Source organism: Neisseria sp. HMSC069H12 (assembly GCF_001812735.1).
Taxonomy (GTDB): Bacteria; Pseudomonadota; Gammaproteobacteria; order Burkholderiales; family Neisseriaceae; genus Neisseria; species Neisseria subflava.
The window spans coordinates 19,061-41,114 of the sequence record NZ_KV810253.1; the positions used below are offsets into that span (position 1 = coordinate 19,061).

A 22,054-nucleotide genomic window follows, 5' to 3' on the forward strand; every position below is an offset into this window, starting at 1 on the left:
AAAAGGCCGTCTGAAGTTTCAGACGGCCTTTTTATTTTTAATTTGAATTACACCGATACGGCTGCTTTGATGTGCGGATGCGGATCATAGCCTTCCAACTCGAAGTCTTCAAATTTGAAGGCAAATAAGTCTTTGACTTCAGGGTTGATTTTCATGGTCGGCAGGCTTCGGAAATCGCGGCTTAATTGCAGTTGAGCCTGCTCGATATGGTTGCTGTACAAATGCGCATCGCCAAACGTATGGATAAACTCACCTGCTTCCAAGCCGCATACTTGCGCCATCATCATGGTCAACAATGCGTAGCTGGCGATGTTAAACGGTACGCCAAGGAAAATATCGGCGCTGCGTTGGTAAAGCTGGCAGGACAGTTTGCCGTTAGCAACGTAAAACTGAAACAGCGCGTGGCAAGGCGGCAAGGCCATTTCGTCGACCAAAGCCGGATTCCATGCCGATACAATCAGGCGGCGCGAGTCGGGGTTTTTCTTGATTTGTTCAACCACATTGGCAATTTGGTCGATATGGCGGCCGTCGGGTGCGGGCCAGCTGCGCCATTGGTAGCCGTAAACCGGGCCCAAATCGCCGTTTTCATCCGCCCATTCGTCCCAAATGGAAACGTTGTTATCTTTCAGGTATTTGATGTTGGTATCGCCTTTGAGAAACCAAAGCAACTCATGAATAATCGAGCGCAGATGCAGTTTTTTGGTGGTCAACAGCGGAAAGCCTTCACTCAAATCAAAACGCATTTGGTAACCAAACACAGACCGCGTACCGGTGCCGGTACGGTCGGATTTATCGATACCATTGTCGAGAACATGGCGCATAAGGTCGTGATAGGCTTTCATGTGTTTCCTTAATGTATGTGTTGTGGGAATTTCTTGTGTATTGTACCGAATTTTCAGACGGCCTGCCTCTCTGTCTTCAAGGGGGCGACCTTCCCCATATTCGCGTAGTACACTCATTAACAATGTTGACAATTTAGCGATAATTTACACAAATTTTGAGCTGAATTAAATTTTTACAAAAAATTTTTCAACATTTTCTAGTTTAATTACTTAGTATTTTATTTTTATAAAAACGTATTTAATGAAATATTTTTAGATATTTTTAATTAAATTTAAAATATAATTCCATTTTTACAAATTAGTAAAAAAATAATGTCAACAATCTGGGCAAAATTTTTCTTGGCAAGTAAAATTTTTACGGCTATATTTCAAAACATAAATATTGAAATATATCACTCAATAGGAGTAGAAAAATGACCGACCTGAACACTCTATTTACCAATCTCAAACAACGCAACCCCAACCAAGAACCCTTCCATCAAGCCGTTGAAGAAGTGTTCATGAGTTTGGATCCGTTTTTGGCGAAAAACCCGAAATACACCCAACAAAGCCTGCTTGAGCGCATTGTTGAGCCGGAGCGCGTGATTATGTTCCGCGTCACTTGGATGGACGACAAAGGCCAAGTCCAAGTCAACCGCGGCTACCGCATCCAAATGAATTCCGCCATCGGCCCTTACAAAGGCGGCTTGCGCTTCCACCCTACCGTCGATTTGGGCGTGTTGAAATTCCTCGCTTTTGAACAAGTCTTCAAAAACGCGCTGACCACCCTGCCTATGGGCGGCGGTAAAGGCGGTTCCGACTTTGATCCTAAAGGCAAATCCGATGCCGAAGTAATGCGCTTCTGCCAAGCCTTTATGACCGAACTCTACCGCCACATCGGTACCGACACCGACGTCCCTGCCGGCGACATCGGCGTAGGCGGCCGCGAAATCGGCTATCTGTTCGGCCAATACAAAAAAATCCGCAACGAATTTGCTTCCGTCCTGACCGGCAAAGGCCTCGAATGGGGCGGCAGCCTGATTCGCCCTGAAGCTACCGGCTACGGCTGCGTGTATTTTGCCCAAGCCATGCTGGAAACCCGCAACGACAGCATCGAAGGCAAACGCGTATTGATTTCCGGCTCCGGCAACGTGGCGCAATACGCTGCCGAAAAAGCCATCCAACTGGGTGCAAAAGTATTGACCGTTTCCGACTCCAACGGCTTTGTCCTCTTCCCTGACAGCGGCATGACCGAAGCGCAACTGGCTGCCCTGATCGAGCTGAAAGAAGTACGCCGCGAACGCGTGGCCACTTACGCCAAAGAACAAGGCCTGCAATACTTTGAAAACCAAAAACCGTGGAACATCGCGGCCGAAGTCGCCCTGCCTTGCGCCACCCAAAACGAATTGGACGCAGACGCTGCCAAAATCCTGCTGGCCAACGGTTGCTATGTGGTTGCCGAAGGTGCGAACATGCCGTCAACTTTGGGCGCAGTCGAACAATTTATCAAAGCCGGCATCCTCTACGCTCCGGGCAAAGCCTCTAACGCCGGCGGCGTAGCGACTTCAGGTTTGGAAATGAGTCAAAACGCCATCCGCCTGTCTTGGACACGCGAAGAAGTGGACAGCCGCCTGTTCGACATCATGCACAGCATCCATGAGTCTTGCCTGAAATACGGTAAAGTCGGCGACAAAGTAAACTACGTCAATGGTGCGAACATTGCCGGTTTCGTCAAAGTTGCCGATGCCATGTTGGCGCAAGGTTTCTAAACCCCTATCCAGCCAAATCAAAGGCCGTCTGAAATATTTCAGATGGCCTTTTTCTTTTAAAGCAAACCTTATACGCCCAAATAGCCTTCCCTACTGGAAAGCCATCTTGCCAAATGCGCTTCGACGATTTCAGGGTTTTGTTCAATCAGCATCGGGGCAATTTCGCGCGCTTGTTCTAAAAGGTGCAGGTCTTCTTCAAGGTTGGCAAAACGCAGCATGGGAACGCCGCTTTGGCGCGCGCCGAGAAATTCGCCAGGGCCGCGGATGTTGAGGTCTTGGCGGGCGATTTCGAAGCCGTCGGTGTGTTCGTAAATCACTTTCAGCCGCGCTTTGGCGAGTTCGCTCAAGGGTTCGGCGAACAGGAGGACGCACACGCTTTCTGCCGCGCCGCGCCCTACCCGTCCGCGTAATTGGTGCAGCTGCGCCAAGCCCATGCGCTCGGCGTGTTCGATCACCATCAGGGCGGCGTTGGGCACATCTACGCCGACTTCGATGACGGTGGTGGCGACCAAGACGTTCAGACGGCCTGCGGCAAATTGAGCCATGACTTCGGCTTTTTCGGCGGCTTTCATGCGCCCGTGTACCAAGCCGATGTTGAGTTCGGGCAATGCCGCCTGAAGCTGCTCGAGAGTTTCGGTAGCGGTTTGCAGTTGCAGGGTTTCACTTTCTTCAATCAGCGGGCAGACCCAGTATGCCTGCTGCCCTTTTCGGCAGATGTTGAGGACAAAGCCTTCGACTTCGGCGCGGCGGACGTTGTTGACGAGGCGGGTTTTAATCGGGGTACGCCCGGGCGGCAATTCGTCGATGACGGACACGTCCAAGTCGGCGAAGAAACTCATGGCGAGCGTGCGCGGAATGGGCGTGGCGGACATCATCAGCTGGTGGACGTCGCGCCCTTTGTTTTTGAGGGCGAGGCGTTGGGCGACGCCGAAGCGGTGTTGCTCGTCCACAATCACCAAGCCTAGATTTTGAAACTCGACGTCGTCTGAAAACAGGGCGTGCGTACCGACGGCAATTTTGACGCTGCCTTCAGCAAGTTTGGCTTTGGCCTCATCTTTGGCTTTTTTTCGCTGGCTGCCGGAAAGCCAAACGACTTCAAGCCCTAAAGGCTCAAGCCATTGTTTGAACTTGATGAAATGCTGTTCGGCAAGGATTTCGGTCGGCGCCATTACAGCCACCTGCGCTCCGGATTCAATGGCGGTCAGCGCGGACAAAGCAGCCACAATGGTTTTGCCGCTGCCGACATCGCCTTGCAGCAGGCGGTGCATGGGATGGGTTTGCGCCATATCGCGGCAGATTTCGGAAACAACTTTTTCTTGTGCATCGGTCAGGGCAAACGGCAAAGCGTGGCGCAGGGCTTGAGTCAATGTGCCGTCGCCGCCCAATGCCGTGGCCGAGCCGCTGACACGCTTCTGCCGCGCCAAGCGCATGGAAAGCTGTTGCGCCAAAAGTTCGTCAAATTTGAGCCGTTGCCATGCAGGCAGCGTGCCGTCTGAAAGTTGATAAATAGTGAAACTCGGCGGCGGTGAATGCAAAAGGCGCAGGCTTTCGGCAAGGTGCGGCAATTTCAGACGGCCTAATAAAGCATCAGGCAAGGTGTCGTGCAACGGCGTAACGTCCAAGGCCGTCTGAATAATACGGCGCAAAGTAGGTTGGTTCAAACCGTTTACAGTCGGATAAATCGGCGTGAGGCTTTCTGCCAAACCGCTGCTCTCGGCATCACGGATTTTAGGGTGAATCATCTCATCGCCATGAAATCCGTGTTTGATTTCGCCCACGGCACGGATGCGTTTGCCGACCGCCATCTGTTTCTGGTTGCTGGCGTAAAAGTGGATGAAGCGCAGAAAAAGGACGCTGCCGGAACCGTCGGCGATTTGGACAATCAGCTGCTTGCGCGGCTTAAATGTCACTTCCTGATGAATGACTTCGCCCTCGACCTGACACGGCACGCCAATCGGTGCCTCCTTAATCGGCATGATGTGCGTCTCGTCCTCATAACGCAACGGCAGGTGCAACACCAAATCCCACGCGGTATGGAGGTTGAGTTTGTCGAGCTTCTTAGCGGAAACATCGGTAATTTTGAGCTGTTTTTGGGTTTCGGGCGTCATCTTAAAAGGCAGCTGATTGAAAGTTTGCTGTATTTTATCCGAAAACAAAAAGGCCGTCTGAACGTAATGTTTCAGACGGCCTTCAAAGCTGAATACTTGAAACAAATTAATATTTGAAAATACGCCGGCTATCGAATCAACTTCAGCCATTGTTAGAAAACAGCTTTCAAAAAAGAAGGATGTTCAATCCATACTTTTATCAGGAATTTAGCCAATAATGTTTACATACCCAATCATTATCCATTCTCCTAAAAATGCCAATCCAATTTCAATTTGACTGTCCGCGGTTCGCCATAGAAATTGTTTTGACCTCGCGTACGGTTGTAGTTATTTTCAAAATACGTCCTGTCAGCCAGGTTAGTTCCGATCAAGCTGATTCTGCCGTGTTTGTGAAAGTCATATTGAACAAAGCCATCGATAAGTCCGTAGCCTCCTTGGCGAATATTGTAAAGGCTACTTGTGCGACTTTGCGCAGATATTCCGCCGCCCAAGGTCAACTTAGTCTGAGGCAAGCGGTAGCTTGTACCGAGGCGGAACATATGTACCGGCGTGAAGTTACTGAAGTTATACGGGTCGGCAGTCGTGTTTTTCTCCAACCGCTCCGCATTGACTTCTGCAGCATTTTTATACTTACTTTTGTTGTATGTGTAGCCAACAAAAATACGCCAGTTTTCCGACAATTCGCCAGCCAATTCAAGTTCTGCACCGCTGCTCTTAACCTTACCCACAGGTTTAGCGATGGTTTGGAATGAACCTCCGTTACGACTAGTATCGGGAACAAATCCGAAATCGACAACGGTTCGGTTTTTCTGCTGTAAAACAAATAAGGCAAGCGAAGCATTCAGACGGCCTTGCAAGAACGACCCTTTCCAACCTATTTCATAGTTAGTACCGATGAGTGGTGGAAGAACGGATTTGCTGGTTACATCAACGTTATCCTGTTGTTTAAAAATCTTAGTATAGCTGGCATACAAGCTTTGTTGCGGTGTCAGGTCGTAGGTAATGCCGGCATATGGCGTGAACCTATGACTTTGCATTTTTGAGGTGTAGTGTTCTTTGTCGATTTTGTTACTACTCTCAGTTTGAAATGCCGTAGCAGGCTGGCCGTAGCGTACAGGCATTTCTTTGGCTTGTGTGGTTTCATAGCGCGTATAGTGCATACCACCCAAGAGATGCAAACGGTTGGTTGCATTAAAGCGGGTACTGAAAGTCAAAGAATGTGTTTTATTCGTGTTAAGGTATTTCGAATAATTGTATAACGCCGGAACATGATCATCTGCAACCTGAACAGTTTTCCACAGCGGCGTTTTCAGATATTGGTTTGCCCATTTCAAATTTCCCTCTTCATCCCGCTCCTGTATTTTGTTTCCATTTGCATCCAATTCGTAAACAGGATCTTGCACCATTACGCGCTCACCATTGTCATTGACTGTCCAGACAGGCTTGCCCTCCGCATCCAAACGAGGAGTATATTTGGTAATATGCGCGCCACTGCATTCCGGCACATAGATTTTGTTATTACCTTTTTCGTTATAAATATGCCAATCTGGTTCGACAATGCCTTTTTCTAAAGGATTACGCTCCGGACCATCGGGATGAATGCCGCAACTGCCTGCACCTGCATAACCTTGAGGACGGACAAAATAACGGTTTTGATATATTTCCGTATAGGCAGAACGGATTTTTTCATTGTTATACGCATAACCGACAAAGAAATCATGTTCACGTCCAAGCAGGCGGTAGTTACCTGTCAGATCCAACTTAAAGCCCCATTGCACATCATGTTTGGTATAGTGCAACGGCATGAAGTTGTAACGGCGGTTGTATGTGTAGCGAAGATTGTATGCTGAGTCGTATAGACGGTTGGGAAACAGGCCTTCTGCATTGTTAATAATGCCTTGCTTTGCAAGCTCCTTATCAACAAACTCTTTTTTATCTACTTCTACACCAGGATCCTGCCAATCGTTGCACAGAAAATCCAAACCAATGTCCTGCATACATTGATCAAAACCTGCCCGACGTGCTGCCGCCCTTTGGGAGCGATATTGTTCAAAAGCAGATGCATCGAAACGGTGGGCAACGTAATCTGCTTTTTTCTCTTCATATGTTTTAGTGACGCCATCACGATATTCTTTTAATTTTGCCAACGCCTTGTCTTTAGGCTCAAAAGGGATAACCTCTCCCTTCTCGGTCAAGAAACCCGTTGCCGCAGATGCTGAAATACCTGCCGCATGTTCGTTTTTTAAGAAAAATTGTCCGACTTTGGCATCTGAATCATTACGCGTATAAGAAATTTCGGCATTGAGTTGCCATCCATTGTCAAAGACATGTTTGAAACCGGAAAAAATATTGTATTTATCAGCCTTCAGGCGTGACCATGAGGTTTCACCCAAATAAGTATTACGTGGCAATTTCAAAGGATTGTTACAGGCCGGACTGGAGCTGAAGGCCGCAGTTTTTTGATCCTCACAAGGTAAAATCACGCCGGCAAAATCGGGAATGTCTTTATTTTTCTGATAAGTACCACCCAAAGTCAGCATACTGTTATCACTCAAATCCGTATCAATCACACCATAAACCATGTCTTTCTTGTTCCATACACCCTCTTTAAAAGAGCGGTGGTCCTCATGAACACCAACCAGCCTACCGCGTACCGTATGTTCATTATTCAAGCTTCCAGATACATCCAAAGCCAAACGCTTGCTGCCCCTATGGTCAGTGCTGATTTCACCTGTATGCTTAAACAGAGCTGTTGGTCGCTTACGGATTAAATTAATGGTTCCACCCGGTTCAGAATTGGACTGAGTAAGACCGGTTGCACCTCTGACAACCTCAATGTGGTCATAAACAGCAAGATCTGTACTTGGTGAGACATCGATTTTTGCCGTATAGCCTGAACGTCCAGACACATTAGTGGTAATACCGTCTTCACCAATCTGATCAACATAGAAACCACGAGACAAAAAACGAGTTTGTAGGCCCGAATCGCGAACCACGTTGATTCCCGTAGTGTTTTTCATTGCATCTTCTAAAGAATATATTGCTTTATCATCTAGCTGCCGACGCGTCATTACGCTCACCGACTGCGGTGTATCCTTGCCTGAAATACGCAACCCAGTCGCCGTTGTCATCGTTCCGATTGTATAAGACTGACTGCGCTCGGTATTCCTTTGTGCCTGCCGTTTGCCACTGACCTTGACCGTATCCATATCTACATGTTCAACTTCTTGATGTCCCGTATCTGCAAAAACAGCTTGGCAAGGCAGCACCAATAACAAACAAATTGTTTTCATTTGAAAATCAGGTTTCACAACTATTTCCTTAATTAATAGAATCTACTTACTGGATAAAATTCTAATTTGTTGATTTTAAATGGTATATAAACCTATAAAAATTAAAAATATTATCGTAATGATAAACGATATCATTATATACTTATTACATTAATATATGAATTTCTTATTATAGATTTTTCTTATGTCCTAATTTTCAAATAAAAAAGGCCGTCTGAACGTAATGTTTCAGACGGCCTTAATTTAGGTATAACGCGATTAAGCGTTAGCTCCCTGTTGTTCTTCGTAGATTGCTTCGAAGTTGATCGGAGCAAGCAGTACAGGTGGGAAGCCGGCGCGGGTTACGCTGTTAGAAATGGCTTCGCGTGCGTAAGGGAACAGGATGTTTGGACAAGCAACGCCCAGCAGCAGTTGTACGTCTTCTTCAGGAATGTTTTCCAGACGGAAGATGCCGCTTTGGGTTACTTCGTTCAAGAACATGGTGCGCTCTTCGTTCAGTTTGGCAGTCACGGTCACGGTAACGTCAACGCTGTAGAAGCCGTCTTCCAGTTTGGTGCTGCCGGTAGAAACGCGCATATCCACTTCAGGCTCGCCTTGTTCCAAGAAGATTTGTGGTGCGTGAGGCACTTCCAAAGACAAGTCTTTTACATACAGACGCTCAACGCTGAATACGGGTTGCAATTCTTCGCTCATTTTATTTTCCTAAGTTAAGGGTTAAGGATTCAGTAATTCGTCCAACTTGCCTTCCTGCTGCAAGCGGTACAAATCGGTAAAGCCACCGACATGGGTGTCGCCGATAAAAATCTGCGGCACGCTGCGCTGGCCGGAAAGCTGCTGCATTTCGGCAAAAACTTCCGGATTGCCGTCGATGCGGATTTCGTTGATTTCTTTCACACCCACCGCCTGCAACAGCCTTTTCGCCATGGTGCAGTACGGGCAATATGGACCGGTATAAACAGTAACGGTTTGCATGATTTCTTCCAAAATACCAATGTTCATGACTATATGGGCATAGGTGCTATTTTACAAGTGTTCCCGCCGTACGGTCGTAAAAAACATTCAGACGGCCTCTTGGCCATAAACATTTGTGCAGATGCGGAAAAACCATAATTAAAGTATGATAAGCGCTTTCGCAGAATGACTTTTGCCATTTGTTTTTTGGAGAAGAACACATCGCAAAAGTTTTTCTATTCAAAATCAGGTATCCCCATGCTTTCAGGAATTCCCATCCCCAAGGACGCCGTGCGTCCGTCCGAAACCGTCCTCGTCAACATTACGCCGCAAGAAACGCGTGTGGCCGTTTTAGAAGAAAACAATATCTGCGAGCTGCACATCGAGCGCAACAGCGGCCACAGCTTGGTCGGCAATATTTATTTGGGTGTCGTCAAACGCGTCCTCCCCGGCATGCAAAGTGCGTTTATCGATATCGGCTTGGAACGCGCCGCGTTTTTGCATATCGTCGATGTCCTCGAACAACGCCGCAATCCGGACGAAACCCAACGCATCGAACACATGCTCTTTGAAGGCCAGTCTGTCTTGGTTCAGGTCATCAAAGACCCCATCAATACCAAAGGTGCGCGCCTGTCCACCCAAATCTCACTGGCCGGCCGTTTCCTCGTCCATCTTCCGCAAGAAGACCACATCGGCATTTCCCAACGCATTGAAGACGATGCCGAACGCAGCAACCTGAGGGAGCGCCTCAACAACCTGCTGCCCGAAAACGCCTGCCACGGCTACATCATCCGCACCAACGCCGAAAACGCTTCCGATGCCCAGCTGCAATCAGACATCAACTATCTGACCAAAGTGTGGGAACACATTCAAAAACAAGCAAAAATTCAGCCGCCTGAAACCCTGCTCTATCAAGATTTGCCTTTGAGCCTGCGCGTTTTGCGCGATATGTTCAGCCTCGATACGCACAAAATCCTGGTCGACTCGACTGAAAACCACCGCCGCATGACCCAGTTTGCCGAACAATACGTTCAAGGCGCATTGGGCAGAATCGAATTGTTTAAAGGCGAACGCCCCCTATTTGAAACCCACAACATCGAGCAGGAAATCGCCCGCGCCCTGCAACCGCGCGTCAACCTCAACTTCGGCAGCTACCTCATCATCGAGTCCACCGAAGCCATGACCACCATCGATGTCAACACCGGCGGCTTTGTCGGCGCGCGCAATTTTGATGAAACCATCTTCCGCACCAATCTCGAAGCCTGCCACACCATCGCCCGCGAACTTCGCCTGCGCAATCTCGGCGGTATCATCATCATCGACTTCATTGATATGGCGCAGGAAGTCCACCGCGAAGCGGTCCTGCAAGAGCTTGCCAAGGCCCTCAGTTTCGACCGCACCCGCGTCACCCTCAACGGCTTTACCAGCCTGGGCCTTGTCGAGCTGACCCGCAAACGCTCGCGCGAAAACTTAAGCCAAATCCTCTGCGAACCCTGCCCTTCCTGCCAAGGCCGGGGCCGTCTGAAAACGCCGCAAACCGTGTGCTACGAAATCCAACGCGAAATCGTCCGCGAAGCGCGCCGCTATGATGTCCAAGCCTTCCGCATTTTGGCCGCTCCGAATGTCATCGACTTGTTCCTAGACGAAGAATCGCAATCGCTGGCGATGTTGATAGACTTTATCGGCAAACCGATTTCGCTGGCAGTTGAAACCGCCTACACGCAGGAACAATACGATATTGTGTTGCTGTAAAGATAAAAGGCCGTCTGAAAACTTTTCAGACGGCCTTCTTGTTTGAGTAAATAAAGACTACGGTTTCACTACTTTACCGTTGATTTTGACGGAAGTCAGTTTCAGGTTGTAGGTTTTGCCGTCATCGGTATAGCTGATTTGCGCAGGGATATTGTCGATATCGGAAGCAAAAGAGTAAGTAACGGTATCGTCGCCACGGCGGACGCGATATTTGCTCACAGGCGTTGTACCGCCGTTCAGCTTATAGCTTTCGCTGCCGATTTTGTTCATGCTGCCGACGGTGTACAGTTTTTTACCGTTGGTAATTTTCAAACCTGACGGCAGGCGCACGTCATTGGCGGCCAGTTGCCATGCCAAAGTGAACAAGTCCATGGCCGGGCCGGATTTTTCGGTTTTCAAATCACCTGCTTTGCCGTAAGTGATGTTGCCGCCGGAGAATTTAGCCTCGGCATACACTTTGCCGCCGCGCACATCTTTGTAGTAAGACGGATGCAGGGTCGTGCCGTTGATGCTGCCGCCGGATTCAAAGCGGATATTGTAAAGCGGTACTTTGATGGTAGAGACGATTTTGTATTGGTTGCCGCTGCGGGTGAAGGTCATGGTCGCAGGAATACCGTAGCTGCCTGAGTATTGCAAAACGGCAGATTGCGGCAATTCAGCGGCTTGTGCGCCGATGGAGGCAGTAAGCAGGGAAAGTGTCAGCAGGGTTGTTTTAATCGGATTCATGATGTTTTCCTTGTGTGTATGGTGTTTTAATTAAGCCAACAGGCTTTGACCGGCGGCATTGCGTTGTGCATTCAAAACACGGTTGCCTTCGATTTTCAGACGTCCTGCAACAAAGTCGGCAACGGCTTGCGGGAAAAGCTGGTGTTCAACCGTCAGCACGCGTGCAGCAACATCGTCAGCGGTATCGCCGTCCAAAATAGGAACAATGCCTTGCGAAATAATCGGGCCGCAATCCAGCTCGGGCGTCACGAAATGGATGGTGCAGCCTGCCACTCGGCAACCTGCTTCCAATGCGCGTTCGTGGGTGTGCAAACCGGTGAAAGAAGGCAGGATGGACGGATGGATATTGATCAGGCGGTTTTCATAATGTGCGCAGAATTCCGGGGTCAAAATGCGCATAAAGCCCGCCAATACGACCAAATCCGGCTGATAGGCATCGATTTTCTCCATCATGGCCTGATCAAATGCCAGACGCGAGTCGAAGTTTTTATGGTTCAAACTGTCGATGGCAATACCGCGCTCTGCCGCCCATGCCAATCCGGCTGCGGTCTCGCTGTTGCTCAATACGGCTGCAATGTTGGCATCGGGAATATTGGCATTCACAATCGCCTGCATATTGCTGCCGCGTCCGGAAATAAGGATGACGATATTTTTCATCACAATTCCTTGTTGGTTTGGAACAAAGGCCGTCTGAAACGGAATTTTTCAGACGGCCTTTTATCCGTTGTTTAAGGGCGTAAGCCTTGATTCGGATTATTGAACTTTTTGTACGTCAACTTGTACAGGTTGTTGCGCAGCAGCATCAGGCGCGCCGACTTTAACCAGTTTCACGTCGAATACCAAAGTAGCGTTCGGGCCGATTTTATCGCCGGCGCCAACTTCACGATATGCTAATTTGGCAGGGATGTAGAATGTTGCTTCGCCGCCTTCTTTCAAGAGCTGGATACCTTCAGTCCAACCTGGGATTACTTGGCTTACAGGGAAGCTTACAGGGCCACCGTTGGCTTTGCTGCTGTCAAACACGGTACCATCAATCAGACGGCCTTCGTATTCAACGGTAACGACGTCGTCTTTAGTCGGTTTTTTGCCTTCGCCTTCTTTGGTGATTTTGTATTGCAGACCGGAAGCGCTGGTTTTCACGCCTTCTTTAGTCGCGTTCTCTTTCAAGAACGCTTCGCCTTTTTCCAAGTTTACTTTGGCATCTTCAGCACGTTTGGCAGTAGCTTTTTCTTGTTGCTCTTGCAGGAATTTCATCATCACTTCCTGAGCTTGGGCTTCAGTCATTTTGACTTCTTTACCTTCAAACATGGCTTCCATGGCTTCGGTGAAGACTTTTAAATCGATTTCCGTACCTTGGTCTTTCATTTGTTTCAATGAACGGCCGATGTCCACACCCATTGCGTAGCTGGCTTGTTGGGCAGTAGAACCGATGGCAGAAGCATCTGCAGCCGCATTTGAAGCTGCGGAAGCAGCAGGGGCGTCTTTAGCGGCAGTGTCTTTTTGGTTGCAAGCAGTCAGTGCCAACAAAGCAGACAAAGCCAATGCGCTGAATTTGAAAGTTTTGTTCATGATTATGTCTTTTCCGGAAAGGTCAAAAAAGGGGATTATAGCTGAGTTTGAATGAAATGGAATCAAGGTGGATAAAAATTTGTAAAGGCGCTTATCAAAAACATTAAGGCCGTCTGAAAACAGGTTTCAGACGGCCTACTCTTAGCTATCGGTCAAACGATTAATACCAGCCGCGCAGTTTCATTGCTTTTTCAACACGACGGATACTCATCATGTAGGAAGCGGTACGCAGGTCGACATCGTATTCTTGAGCCAAGTTCCAAATATCGCGGAACGCACGGCGCAGGACAACGGTTTCTTTCTCTTGAACTTCGTCAAACTCCCAGTAGTAGCCTTGCAGGTTTTGTACCCATTCAAAATAGGATACCACCACGCCGCCGCAGTTTGCCAAAATATCAGGAACAACCAATACGCCGTTTTGACGCAGAATAACGTCGGCTTCTGGAGTGGTCGGGCCGTTTGCGCCTTCAACCACGATTTTCGCGCGTACTTTACCGGCATTTTCAGAAGTCAGTTGGTTTTCCAGCGCGCAAGGGGCGAGGACATCCACATCCAAAGCCAAAAGTTCGGCATTGCTGATTTCTTTACCGTAGCCGGCCTCATTGGTGATGAAACCTTTGGTTTGGAATTCTTTGATGATTGCTTCCATATCCAAGCCGTTTTCGTTGTAGATGGCAACGTCAACAGTAGATACGGCAACGATTTTCGCACCAGCTTTATGTGCATAGTAACCGGTGTGGTAGCCCACGTTACCGAAACCTTGAATGGCGTAAGTAGCACCCTTCACGTCTTTGCCCAGTTTTTCCAAAGCTTGGACGGCAGCGAAGTTTACGCCGTAACCGGTGGCTTCGGTACGCGCCAAGGAACCGCCAAACTCAACCGGTTTACCGGTGAACACGCCCGGTGCTGAATGTTTCACTACGTTTTCATAGGCATCAACCATCCAAGACATGATTTTGCCGTTGGTATTCACATCAGGAGCAGGAATATCGATTTTCTCGCCGATCAGCGGAGAAATGGCTTCGGAATAAGCGCGGGCGATGCGTTCCAATTCCGCTTCGGAATAGTTACGCGGATCCAAAGTAATACCGCCTTTACCGCCGCCGTAAGGAATACCGGCCACGCAGCATTTGATGGTCATCCAGATAGACAGGGCTTTAACCTCGTCCATATTCACATTGGGATGGAAACGCACGCCGCCTTTGTAAGGGCCGACGGCATTATTGTGTTGTGAACGGTAGCCGGTGAAGTTTTCTACTGTACCGTTGTCGAGTTTGACAGGAAAGTTGACTTCCAAAACACGTTGCGGCTTTTTCAAGATTTCAAATACTGCTGGATCGGCATTCAGACGGTCGCAGGCAGTTTTCACTTGTTTTTGCGCAATTTCAAACGGATTCAGCGTTTCTTTTACAGCAGATGCGGACATGTATTTTTCCTTTTCATACATATGATTAGACGAGAGCCATACCCGTTACTATATACAAAAACGGACAAAAATGTAATAGCGTGTAGTCGATAAAAAGCGAATCTATTCATTTATATATGAATTTAGTTTGAGATCGTCTGAAAATATCGGCACACCAACCAAAAAATTTTCAGACGGCCTAGTATAAATGCTCATCAAACCATTCAAAAAAACACACAAACCCTTTGTTTTTTAATACCTACCAAACCACCCTTTTTGTTGACAAAATCCCTTTCACATTCCCAATAGGCTGACAGCCTTACACCAGCAAAAATTGTTAACAATTTAAACAAACATCTTTTTAAAGAATCGACAAAACATCGGCAAATCAGGCAAACAATGTTAAAATAACCGCTTAAATAATATGACAGAAAGTTACTCAATGACCACTGCTGCTTTAGAACACGTCCAAGCCGTTGCCTTTGATTTGGACGGTACCTTATGTGATTCCGTTCCCGATTTGGCCGCAGCAGCCCAAGCCATGTGTGCGCACTTGGGTTTACCTGTTTTACCTACCCAAACGGTCGAAAGTTATGTCGGCGACGGCATCAGCAAGCTGGTTCATCGCGTCATTACCAATGATCGTGAAAAAGAAGCCGATCCTGAAATCTGGGAAAAAGGTTTTGTGTTCTTTATGAAATATTATCGCGAGCACTTGAGCGACTTTACCCGCCCCTATCCTGAAACCGAAGCCGGCCTCGGCCTGCTCAAGTCCTTGGGTATTCCTCTGGTTGTCATTACCAACAAAAACGAAGTGCTGGCAGCCGAGCTGCTGAAACAGCTTAATCTCGACGGCTACTTCAGCTTGGTTCTTGGCGGCGACAGCCTGACTGAGAAAAAACCCAGTCCATTGCCGCTTCAACATGCGGCCGAAGTTTTGGGTATCAACGTTGCCAATATGCTGATGGTGGGCGACTCTAAAAATGACATTCTTGCCGCCAAAGCGGCCGGTTGTTTCAGCGTCGGCGTAACATTCGGCTACGGCGACATGACCCTGCTCTCTCAAGACAAAGCGACCAAACCTGATTTGTTGATTCGCGCCCTGCCTGAAATCTACGAAAATCTGCGGCCGAAAAAAGCGGAAGACGACGAATAACCGGCATCCTTGTTTTCTATTTGATGCACATCGCTTTCAGACGACTTTTGCCAAAGTTTGAAAGGTCATCTGAAAAGCGATAATAATAAATTAAATATTATTAAAACCGAAGCAGTTGCTAAGAAAAGGAGATTCTTATGACTGATATTTTTAAAATTATCAATGAATTAGGAATAAATGGAAACTTTCTTAAATTTATTTATTTAATATTGCTTATATCATTACTTTATAAACCTATTAAATCATTTTGGTATGATTTTAATAGAAATAAAATTAATAAATTGAAAGAATCTTATGACTTTAATGGACACGATGAGAAGACTAGAGAATTTCTTAAAACCTCATTATCCAAAGAATATTTTAAGTTAGCGACAGGATTATCTTTAGATTTTGGTCGGCAGGAAAAATTAATGGATCTATATCTAAGAAGGAAAGCACCTGTTGCATTTCATCACTACAAAAGATTAGCTGGGTATTTCAAATTTGACAATGATAACAACATCAAACCAATTAAAATTCCAAAATTTTTACAAATTATCGGATATTGCCAAGCAATATTAGGATTTTATTTATTAGGAAGTGGCACACTATTTCTTTTCAGGTTATCACATATAAAAATAATAAAAAATTTTCATGAAATATTGGTACTTATAGGTATCGTTATATTATTATGGATAATTATATTATTTGGATTCCTTTGTATTTTAAAACCTTATAGTATCTATAAATCATCAGTTCATGTGAATAAACAAATAGGCTCTACTGATTTTACTTGCTATTATCACAAGGCACTAAAGAATAAGCTTTTAGGTATTCCAGCTAGGTTATGGTTTTATATTCCTATCCCTGCATTGGCATTATTTTTAGTATTTGTTCAAGCATATTTTCAGACGACCTCTGCATGAAACCCCAAAAATCCCTGCGCGCCCGCGCCTTGGATATTCTTTCCCGTCAGGAAGTCAGCCGTGTCGGCTTGAAACGCAAACTGGCTCCTCACGCAGAAAGCGAAGAAGAATTGGAAAAGGTTTTGGACGAATTCGCCGAACGAAATTGGCAATCCGACCAGCGTTATGCAGAAGCCTATATTCACAGCAAGAGTAACCGTTACGGCACGCTCCGCCTCAAGCAAGCCTTGGCGCAACAAGGTATCGATGCAGACGATTGTCGGGAGTTCCTCCCCGATAGGGAGGACGAGCTGCAAACCGCCATTTCCGTCTTGCGTAAAAAATTCAAGCAGGAAGCTCAAGATTTGAAAGAAAAACAAAAACAAGCGCGTTTCCTTGCCTATCGCGGCTTTGGCGCCGACACCATTCAGACGGCCTTAAAAACCGCGTGGAATGAAGACGAAGACTTCTATCAATAATCATTCCCACTTGAATCTTTGCTTCTATCGGCGTACCCTTACGCTTTTATTCAATAATTCAATCAGAGCTTCATCATGTCCGACAAACCGCACGATACACCTAATCCCCTACTCGAAGACGAACGCAAAAATCCTGTTTACCGCTTGGGTCAGGCAGTAGCCGGATTCATGTTACTGGTTTGGGCCGGTGTTTTGGCCTTAGTTTTCTTCTTGGTTTTCCGTTTTTGGTTGAATTAAACCCAATCCAATTACAAAAAAGCCATAAACCCTCTTAAAAAGAAGCCAACAGCTTTTATTTGTAAACATCAAAAAGGCCGTCTGAAAATGCTTTCAGACGGCCTTTGCTTATAACGCGAGATTATCCTCGAATCACTTTACGGATATTCGGATTGGCATGCATTGCATGAATAATCTGATTAACCTGATCCAAGTCTTTGACTTTAATTGTAAATTTAAATTCTACAAAACCTTCCGTTCCTGCTTGCGCTTTGGTCGGCGTATCGACAGATTCGATGTCCGCACCGGAATTGGAAATCGCTTGCGCCATTGAGGCAAGCAAACCATGCGCATCTTCGGATTTGACGTTGAGGATGGTGCGGTACGTTTGATTGCGCAAACTGTCCCAACCCGCATCGAGTTGCTCTTCCGGATCGGCTTTGACCAAAGTTTGACAGGTATCACGGTGGATAATCATACCCTTGTCTTTGACCAATAAGGCGCGGATCGCATCGCCGGGAATCGGATGGCAACATTCGGCAAAATGAATCCGGCCGGTTTCTTGATCGTTGACTTTGATCGGACTGAGTTTGACCGCGCTGCCAAAATGTTGGCCTGCCAACTCGGCAATGTGCATGGCAACGTGTACCGGCAAAGTATGCCCCATACCGACATTGTAGAGAACCTCTTCAAACGAGGTTTGTTTGGTATTCAAATCGGCAAGGTATTTTTCTTTGAGGTCGTCTGAAAGCAGGATGTCTTTAGGCAACAGACTGGATAAAGCTTTTTGCAGCAGGTTTTCACCTAAAACAACGGCATCGTGACGATTCAGATTTTTAATGTATTGGCGGATGGCGCTGCGCGCACGGCTGGAAACGGCAAAGTTCAGCCATGCTACATTAGGCTTGGCGTGCTCGGAAGTAATGATTTCTACCGTATCGCCGGTTTTCAGCTTGGTGCGCAACGGCATCATGACGTTATTGATACGCGCGGCAACGGTTTTATGACCGATATTGGTGTGAACGGCATAGGCAAAGTCAATCGGCGTTGCACCTTTCGGCAAGGTAAGGATATCGCCTTTCGGGGTAACGATATAGACTTCGTTGGGAAACAAATCGACTTTGACATGCTCCAGAAATTCGATGGCATTTGAGCTGCTGGCTTGCAGGTCAAGAATATTTTTCATCCATCGGTTCATATAGAGGACGGCTTGGTCCGGAGTATTTTCACCGGATTTGTAAATCCAATGGCCGGCAATACCACCCTCAGCCACAGCGTCCATTTCACGCGTACGGATTTGCACTTCGATCGGCAAACCGTAAGGGCCGACCAAGGTCGTGTGCAGGCTTTGGTAGCCGTTGCTTTTCGGAATGGCGATATAGTCTTTGAAACGGCCAGGCTTGGGATGGTATAAATTATGCAATGCACCCAACGCGGCATAACAGGCAGGGATACTGTTTACAATGACCCGAAAGCCGTAGATATCCATTACTTCGGCAAAACGCAGTTTTTTAGCCAGCATTTTTTGATGGATGCTGTATAAGTTTTTCTCGCGGCCTTTGATTTTGGCTTCAATATTGACACCGACCAAACGCTGACTGAATGCACGCAACACTTTGCCGACAACATCGCGGCGATTTTTGCGGCTGTTGTCCATGGCTTTTTTCAGGGTTTCGTAGCGTCTTGGGTGGAGGTTTTGGAACGATAAGTCTTGAAGCTCTTGATACGCATTGTTCAGGCCAATGCGGTTGGCAATTTGAGCATAGATTTCGAGGGTTTCTTTGGCGATGCGGCGGCGTTTTTCCGGACGCATAGAGCCAAGGGTACGCATATTGTGCAATCGGTCGGCAAGTTTGACGACGATGACGCGCACGTCTTTAGTCATGGCGAGGATAAGCTTGCGGAAACTTTCCGCCTGATGCTCGGCATGATCTTCAAATTTGAGTTTTTCCAGCTTGGAAAGGCCGTCTACCATTTCGGCAATGGTATCGCCGAATTCTGCCGCCATTTCAACTTTGGTTACACCCGTATCTTCCAATACATCGTGCATAACGCCCGCGCAGAGGCCTTGAACATCCATGTGCCAAATTGCAAGCTGCGTGGCAACGGCAAGGGGATGGGTGATGTAGGGTTCGCCGCTTTTACGGGTTTGTCCGTCATGGGCGTGGAAAGCGTAGGCAACGGCTCTTTCAAGCTCGGCCTGCTCGTTGGTATTGAGATAGGATGCGGTGCGAAACAGAAGCTCGCGCGCTTCTGCTGTCAACGGATCATAGGGGGCGGTAGGCAGTGGGGCTGGCATTTTCAGACGGCCTTTTATGGCTATTTTTAAGCCGTCAGACTGTATCGGTTGTGATATCGCACCGATACAGTCCGCGCGGCGGTTTTATCGGTTTGCCGGTTGGTTTATTTGTTGCGGGTCAGCAGCTCGATTCCGATTTGTCCAGCAGCGATTTCGCGCAGGGCGGTTACGGTTGGTTTATTGTTGCGGATGTCGTCAACCAAAGGCGTATTGCCGTTTTCTAATTGGCGTGCGCGACGGGCGGCAACAAGGGTAAGGTCGAAGTGGTTAGGGATTTTACCTGTGCAATCTTCAGTAGTAATACGGGCCATGTTTGCTTGCTTTCTTTCTATGTTTCAAATAAACGGTTATTTTCGCTGTTTTTTACGAATTTTCCAACAGGTTTGAGATAAATCCCTGTTGAGAGGATTTTTTCAGACGGCCTGCTTTAATAATGTGGAACAAATCGGCTTCGGCACGATCCAAATCGTCATTCACAACGACGTAATCGAACAAAACGGATTGCTCAATCTCATGACGGGCTTTTGAAAGGCGTGTTTGAATAACTTCTTCGCTGTCTGTACCACGGCCGATCAAACGTTGCGCTAAAACTTCAAAGGAAGGCGGCAGAATAAAAATGCTGCTGGCTTCAGGCAACGATTTACGCACTTGCGCCGCACCTTGCACATCAATTTCCAAAATTACGTCATAGCCCTCTTCGCTCAACGAATTCACGCCGGCAATGCTGGTGCCGTAATAATTGCCGAACACATTGGCGTGTTCCAAAAAGGCTCTTTGCTCAATCAGTGATTCAAATTCTTCTTTGGGAACAAAGTGGTAATGCACACCATGTGCCTCACCCTCACGCGGCTGGCGCGTGGTATGAGAAATGGAAACACGGATATCGTCATGATTTTTCAACAGGCGCGACACCAAGGTCGTTTTACCTGTGCCGGAAGCGGCAGAAATGATGTAAATATTGCCTTTTTTATGATTTTGCATGGTGGTTCAGCCGATGGTATGTACCTGTAAATTATAACACAACACAATGTTTCTCGGAATTTCAGACGGCATGTTGCAAAATTTGGCTATTGTATCGATTAATTTGGCAAGTCCGCATATGACCGCTACAATATCGTGTTAAAAACTTTTTGATTTCGGAATGTCGAGATGTTGATTCATCCTGAAGTAATGGGCGTAGAAGCTTTGGCGGACAAAATCCGTAAAATTGAAAACTGGCCGCAAAAAGGGATTTTGTTTCATGACATTACTCCCGTTTTGCAAAGCGCAGAATATTTCCGCCTGCTGGTCGATTTACTGGTTTACCGCTATATGGGGCAGAAAGTTGATGTCGTGGCGGGCTTGGATGCGCGCGGCTTCATTATTGGCGCGGCTTTGGCCTATCAGCTGAACGTCGGCTTTGTCCCCATCCGCAAAAAAGGCAAACTACCGTTTGATACGGTTTCTCAAAGTTACGCTTTGGAATATGGTGAAGCAACGGTAGAAATCCATACCGACGCCATCAAGCCGGGTGCACGCGTTTTGTTGGTAGATGATTTGGTGGCAACCGGCGGCACAATGCTGGCAGGTATCGAGCTGATCCGCAAACTGGGCGGCGAAGTAATCGAAGCGGCTGCCATTTTGGAATTTACCGACTTGGACGGCGGCAAAAAAATCCGTGAAAGCGGTGCACCGTTATTTACCCTATGCCAAAACAAAGGCTGTATGTAATAAAAAAACCGCAAGCTGTTCAGAGCCTGCGGTTTTTTATTATCAAAATTATTCGAGAACGTATCCGTCTGTATCCCAAAAAGTTTTTTTCACCAACTGGTCGTCTTTATAAACCAACTCAGATTTCTTCGCACCATCATCATACCAATCCAAAATAATGCCGCTGCGTTTGCCGTTACGAATACTCAATTCAGACACAATGCGGCCATTTTCATCCCAACTGATGATCTCCGTCGGTTTATCATTGTTCATCATCATTTCGGTTTTCGGGCTGCCGTCTGAATACCATTGTTTCCAATGGCCATTGGCTTTATCGTGCTTAAATTGGATTTCGCTTTCTTTCACACCATTTCGGTAATAGCGGGAACCCACGCCTTCACTCAGGCCATTTTGATAAGGCATTACCGCAGATTTTTTGCCGTTTGGATACCAGTTGACCCATTCGCCATGCGGTTTGCCGTTGCGATAGCTGCCGACCATCTTTTTCTGACCGTTGAAATGCCACAGGGTCAGCGTACCATTATCCAACGCCGGCACAAAAACCTTAATCTGACTGGCAGGTACTTCATAAGGATCAGAATATTTTTTCATCGATGGATAGTAAAAATCCTGCACCTGCGCCTTGCCTGCCTCAATCTTGTATTGGCGGACATAAGCAACCGAAGGCATGGTCGCCGTCAGTTTACCGTTTTGATTGAAATAAACGGTATGTTGCTGGGCAAAGGCGGCAACGGGCATACTGAACAAGGCAGCAGCCAACAGGCCTGATTTTAAATAATTATTCATAATATGGAGTTTGGCAGTATATGTTCTACAAAAAGTCAGTAATAAAAATTCACTGACATTAGAAACTATGACGAATATTATAAGCCATAGTTTCAAAGCCTGCTTGGATTTCATATTCGGCATACCATAG

20 protein-coding genes are annotated in these 22,054 nt (G+C 47.1%); 7 read left to right on the forward strand and 13 right to left on the reverse strand.

The features are described 5' to 3' along the window. Positions 1-47: 47 nt before the first annotated feature. A complete protein-coding gene (locus HMPREF2872_RS03880) occupies positions 48-842 on the reverse strand; it encodes a thymidylate synthase (protein ID WP_049348902.1) in 795 nt (264 codons plus the stop codon). Positions 843-1,255: 413 nt separating this feature from the next. Between HMPREF2872_RS03880 and gdhA the strand changes: the two genes are divergently transcribed. Further along, positions 1,256-2,590, forward strand: a complete 1,335-nt coding sequence (gene gdhA, locus HMPREF2872_RS03885; protein ID WP_070631357.1) for an NADP-specific glutamate dehydrogenase — start codon at positions 1,256-1,258, stop codon at positions 2,588-2,590. A 68-nt stretch (positions 2,591-2,658) separates the two neighbouring features. Here the strand turns inward: gdhA and recG are convergent, their stop codons facing one another. The 4 genes from recG to grxC form a co-directional block, all read right to left on the reverse strand. Continuing rightward, positions 2,659-4,698, reverse strand: a complete 2,040-nt coding sequence (gene recG / locus HMPREF2872_RS03890) for an ATP-dependent DNA helicase RecG (protein ID WP_070631394.1) — start codon at positions 4,696-4,698, stop codon at positions 2,659-2,661. Positions 4,699-4,946: 248 nt separating this feature from the next. After that, positions 4,947-7,991, reverse strand: coding sequence for a TonB-dependent siderophore receptor (locus tag HMPREF2872_RS03895; protein ID WP_070631395.1), 3,045 nt, complete (start codon positions 7,989-7,991; stop codon positions 4,947-4,949). Between the two features lie 258 nt (positions 7,992-8,249). After that, the gene (gene secB / locus HMPREF2872_RS03900) at positions 8,250-8,684 is read right to left on the reverse strand and encodes a protein-export chaperone SecB (protein WP_003684095.1); all 435 of its coding nucleotides are present in this window, start codon (positions 8,682-8,684) and stop codon (positions 8,250-8,252) included. A 21-nt stretch (positions 8,685-8,705) separates the two neighbouring features. Then, positions 8,706-8,963 carry a glutaredoxin 3 gene (gene grxC, locus HMPREF2872_RS03905; RefSeq protein ID WP_003684090.1) on the reverse strand — a complete coding sequence of 86 codons (258 nt, stop codon included), beginning with the start codon at positions 8,961-8,963 and terminating at the stop codon, positions 8,706-8,708. Between the two features lie 237 nt (positions 8,964-9,200). Here grxC and HMPREF2872_RS03910 point away from each other — a divergent pair, with 237 nt between their 5' ends. Further along, complete coding sequence (locus HMPREF2872_RS03910; protein WP_070588517.1) at positions 9,201-10,694, forward strand: Rne/Rng family ribonuclease; 1,494 nt, start codon at positions 9,201-9,203, stop codon at positions 10,692-10,694. A 57-nt stretch (positions 10,695-10,751) separates the two neighbouring features. Here HMPREF2872_RS03910 and HMPREF2872_RS03915 read toward each other — a convergent pair whose 3' ends face one another. The 4 genes from HMPREF2872_RS03915 to HMPREF2872_RS03930 form a co-directional block, all read right to left on the reverse strand. Further along, on the reverse strand, positions 10,752-11,420 hold the full coding sequence (locus HMPREF2872_RS03915) for a DUF3108 domain-containing protein (RefSeq protein ID WP_049329869.1): 669 nt from the start codon (positions 11,418-11,420) through the stop codon (positions 10,752-10,754). 30 nt (positions 11,421-11,450) lie between these two features. Then, positions 11,451-12,077, reverse strand: coding sequence for a phosphoribosylglycinamide formyltransferase (purN, locus tag HMPREF2872_RS03920; RefSeq protein ID WP_070631359.1), 627 nt, complete (start codon positions 12,075-12,077; stop codon positions 11,451-11,453). Between the two features lie 96 nt (positions 12,078-12,173). Beyond that, complete coding sequence (locus tag HMPREF2872_RS03925) at positions 12,174-12,989, reverse strand: FKBP-type peptidyl-prolyl cis-trans isomerase (protein ID WP_049329867.1); 816 nt, start codon at positions 12,987-12,989, stop codon at positions 12,174-12,176. Positions 12,990-13,149: 160 nt separating this feature from the next. Beyond that, positions 13,150-14,415, reverse strand: coding sequence for a Glu/Leu/Phe/Val family dehydrogenase (locus tag HMPREF2872_RS03930; protein ID WP_003685975.1), 1,266 nt, complete (start codon positions 14,413-14,415; stop codon positions 13,150-13,152). Positions 14,416-14,836: 421 nt separating this feature from the next. On the opposite strand from HMPREF2872_RS03930, the gene HMPREF2872_RS03935 reads away from it, so the two are divergent. The 4 genes from HMPREF2872_RS03935 to HMPREF2872_RS11735 all read left to right on the forward strand — a co-directional run bounded on the left by HMPREF2872_RS03935 (position 14,837) and on the right by HMPREF2872_RS11735 (position 17,150). Then, positions 14,837-15,550 carry a phosphoglycolate phosphatase gene (locus HMPREF2872_RS03935; RefSeq protein ID WP_070631361.1) on the forward strand — a complete coding sequence of 238 codons (714 nt, stop codon included), beginning with the start codon at positions 14,837-14,839 and terminating at the stop codon, positions 15,548-15,550. 137 nt (positions 15,551-15,687) lie between these two features. Beyond that, positions 15,688-16,455: a hypothetical protein gene (locus tag HMPREF2872_RS03940; RefSeq protein ID WP_049331565.1), complete on the forward strand. Its 768-nt coding sequence runs from the start codon at positions 15,688-15,690 to the stop codon at positions 16,453-16,455. After that, on the forward strand, positions 16,452-16,913 hold the full coding sequence (recX, locus tag HMPREF2872_RS03945) for a recombination regulator RecX (protein ID WP_070631362.1): 462 nt from the start codon (positions 16,452-16,454) through the stop codon (positions 16,911-16,913). The genes HMPREF2872_RS03940 and recX overlap by 4 nt, the downstream gene beginning before the upstream one ends. A 75-nt stretch (positions 16,914-16,988) precedes the next feature. Further along, positions 16,989-17,150 carry a hypothetical protein gene (locus tag HMPREF2872_RS11735; protein WP_049344044.1) on the forward strand — a complete coding sequence of 54 codons (162 nt, stop codon included), beginning with the start codon at positions 16,989-16,991 and terminating at the stop codon, positions 17,148-17,150. Positions 17,151-17,271: 121 nt separating this feature from the next. Here the strand turns inward: HMPREF2872_RS11735 and HMPREF2872_RS03950 are convergent, their stop codons facing one another. The 3 genes from HMPREF2872_RS03950 to gmk all read right to left on the reverse strand — a co-directional run bounded on the left by HMPREF2872_RS03950 (position 17,272) and on the right by gmk (position 20,409). Beyond that, entirely contained in the window at positions 17,272-19,428 is a 2,157-nt protein-coding gene (locus HMPREF2872_RS03950) for a RelA/SpoT family protein (protein WP_070631365.1), read from the reverse strand. Positions 19,429-19,532: 104 nt separating this feature from the next. Next, positions 19,533-19,739: a DNA-directed RNA polymerase subunit omega gene (gene rpoZ, locus HMPREF2872_RS03955; protein ID WP_070631367.1), complete on the reverse strand. Its 207-nt coding sequence runs from the start codon at positions 19,737-19,739 to the stop codon at positions 19,533-19,535. A 52-nt stretch (positions 19,740-19,791) separates the two neighbouring features. Continuing rightward, a complete protein-coding gene (gene gmk, locus HMPREF2872_RS03960; protein WP_003686079.1) occupies positions 19,792-20,409 on the reverse strand; it encodes a guanylate kinase in 618 nt (205 codons plus the stop codon). 168 nt (positions 20,410-20,577) lie between these two features. Between gmk and HMPREF2872_RS03965 the strand changes: the two genes are divergently transcribed. Beyond that, complete coding sequence (locus HMPREF2872_RS03965; protein ID WP_070631369.1) at positions 20,578-21,138, forward strand: adenine phosphoribosyltransferase; 561 nt, start codon at positions 20,578-20,580, stop codon at positions 21,136-21,138. Between the two features lie 48 nt (positions 21,139-21,186). Here the strand turns inward: HMPREF2872_RS03965 and HMPREF2872_RS03970 are convergent, their stop codons facing one another. Next, positions 21,187-21,876: a toxin-antitoxin system YwqK family antitoxin gene (locus tag HMPREF2872_RS03970; protein WP_283118983.1), complete on the reverse strand. Its 690-nt coding sequence runs from the start codon at positions 21,874-21,876 to the stop codon at positions 21,187-21,189. Positions 21,877-22,054: the final 178 nt, after the last annotated feature.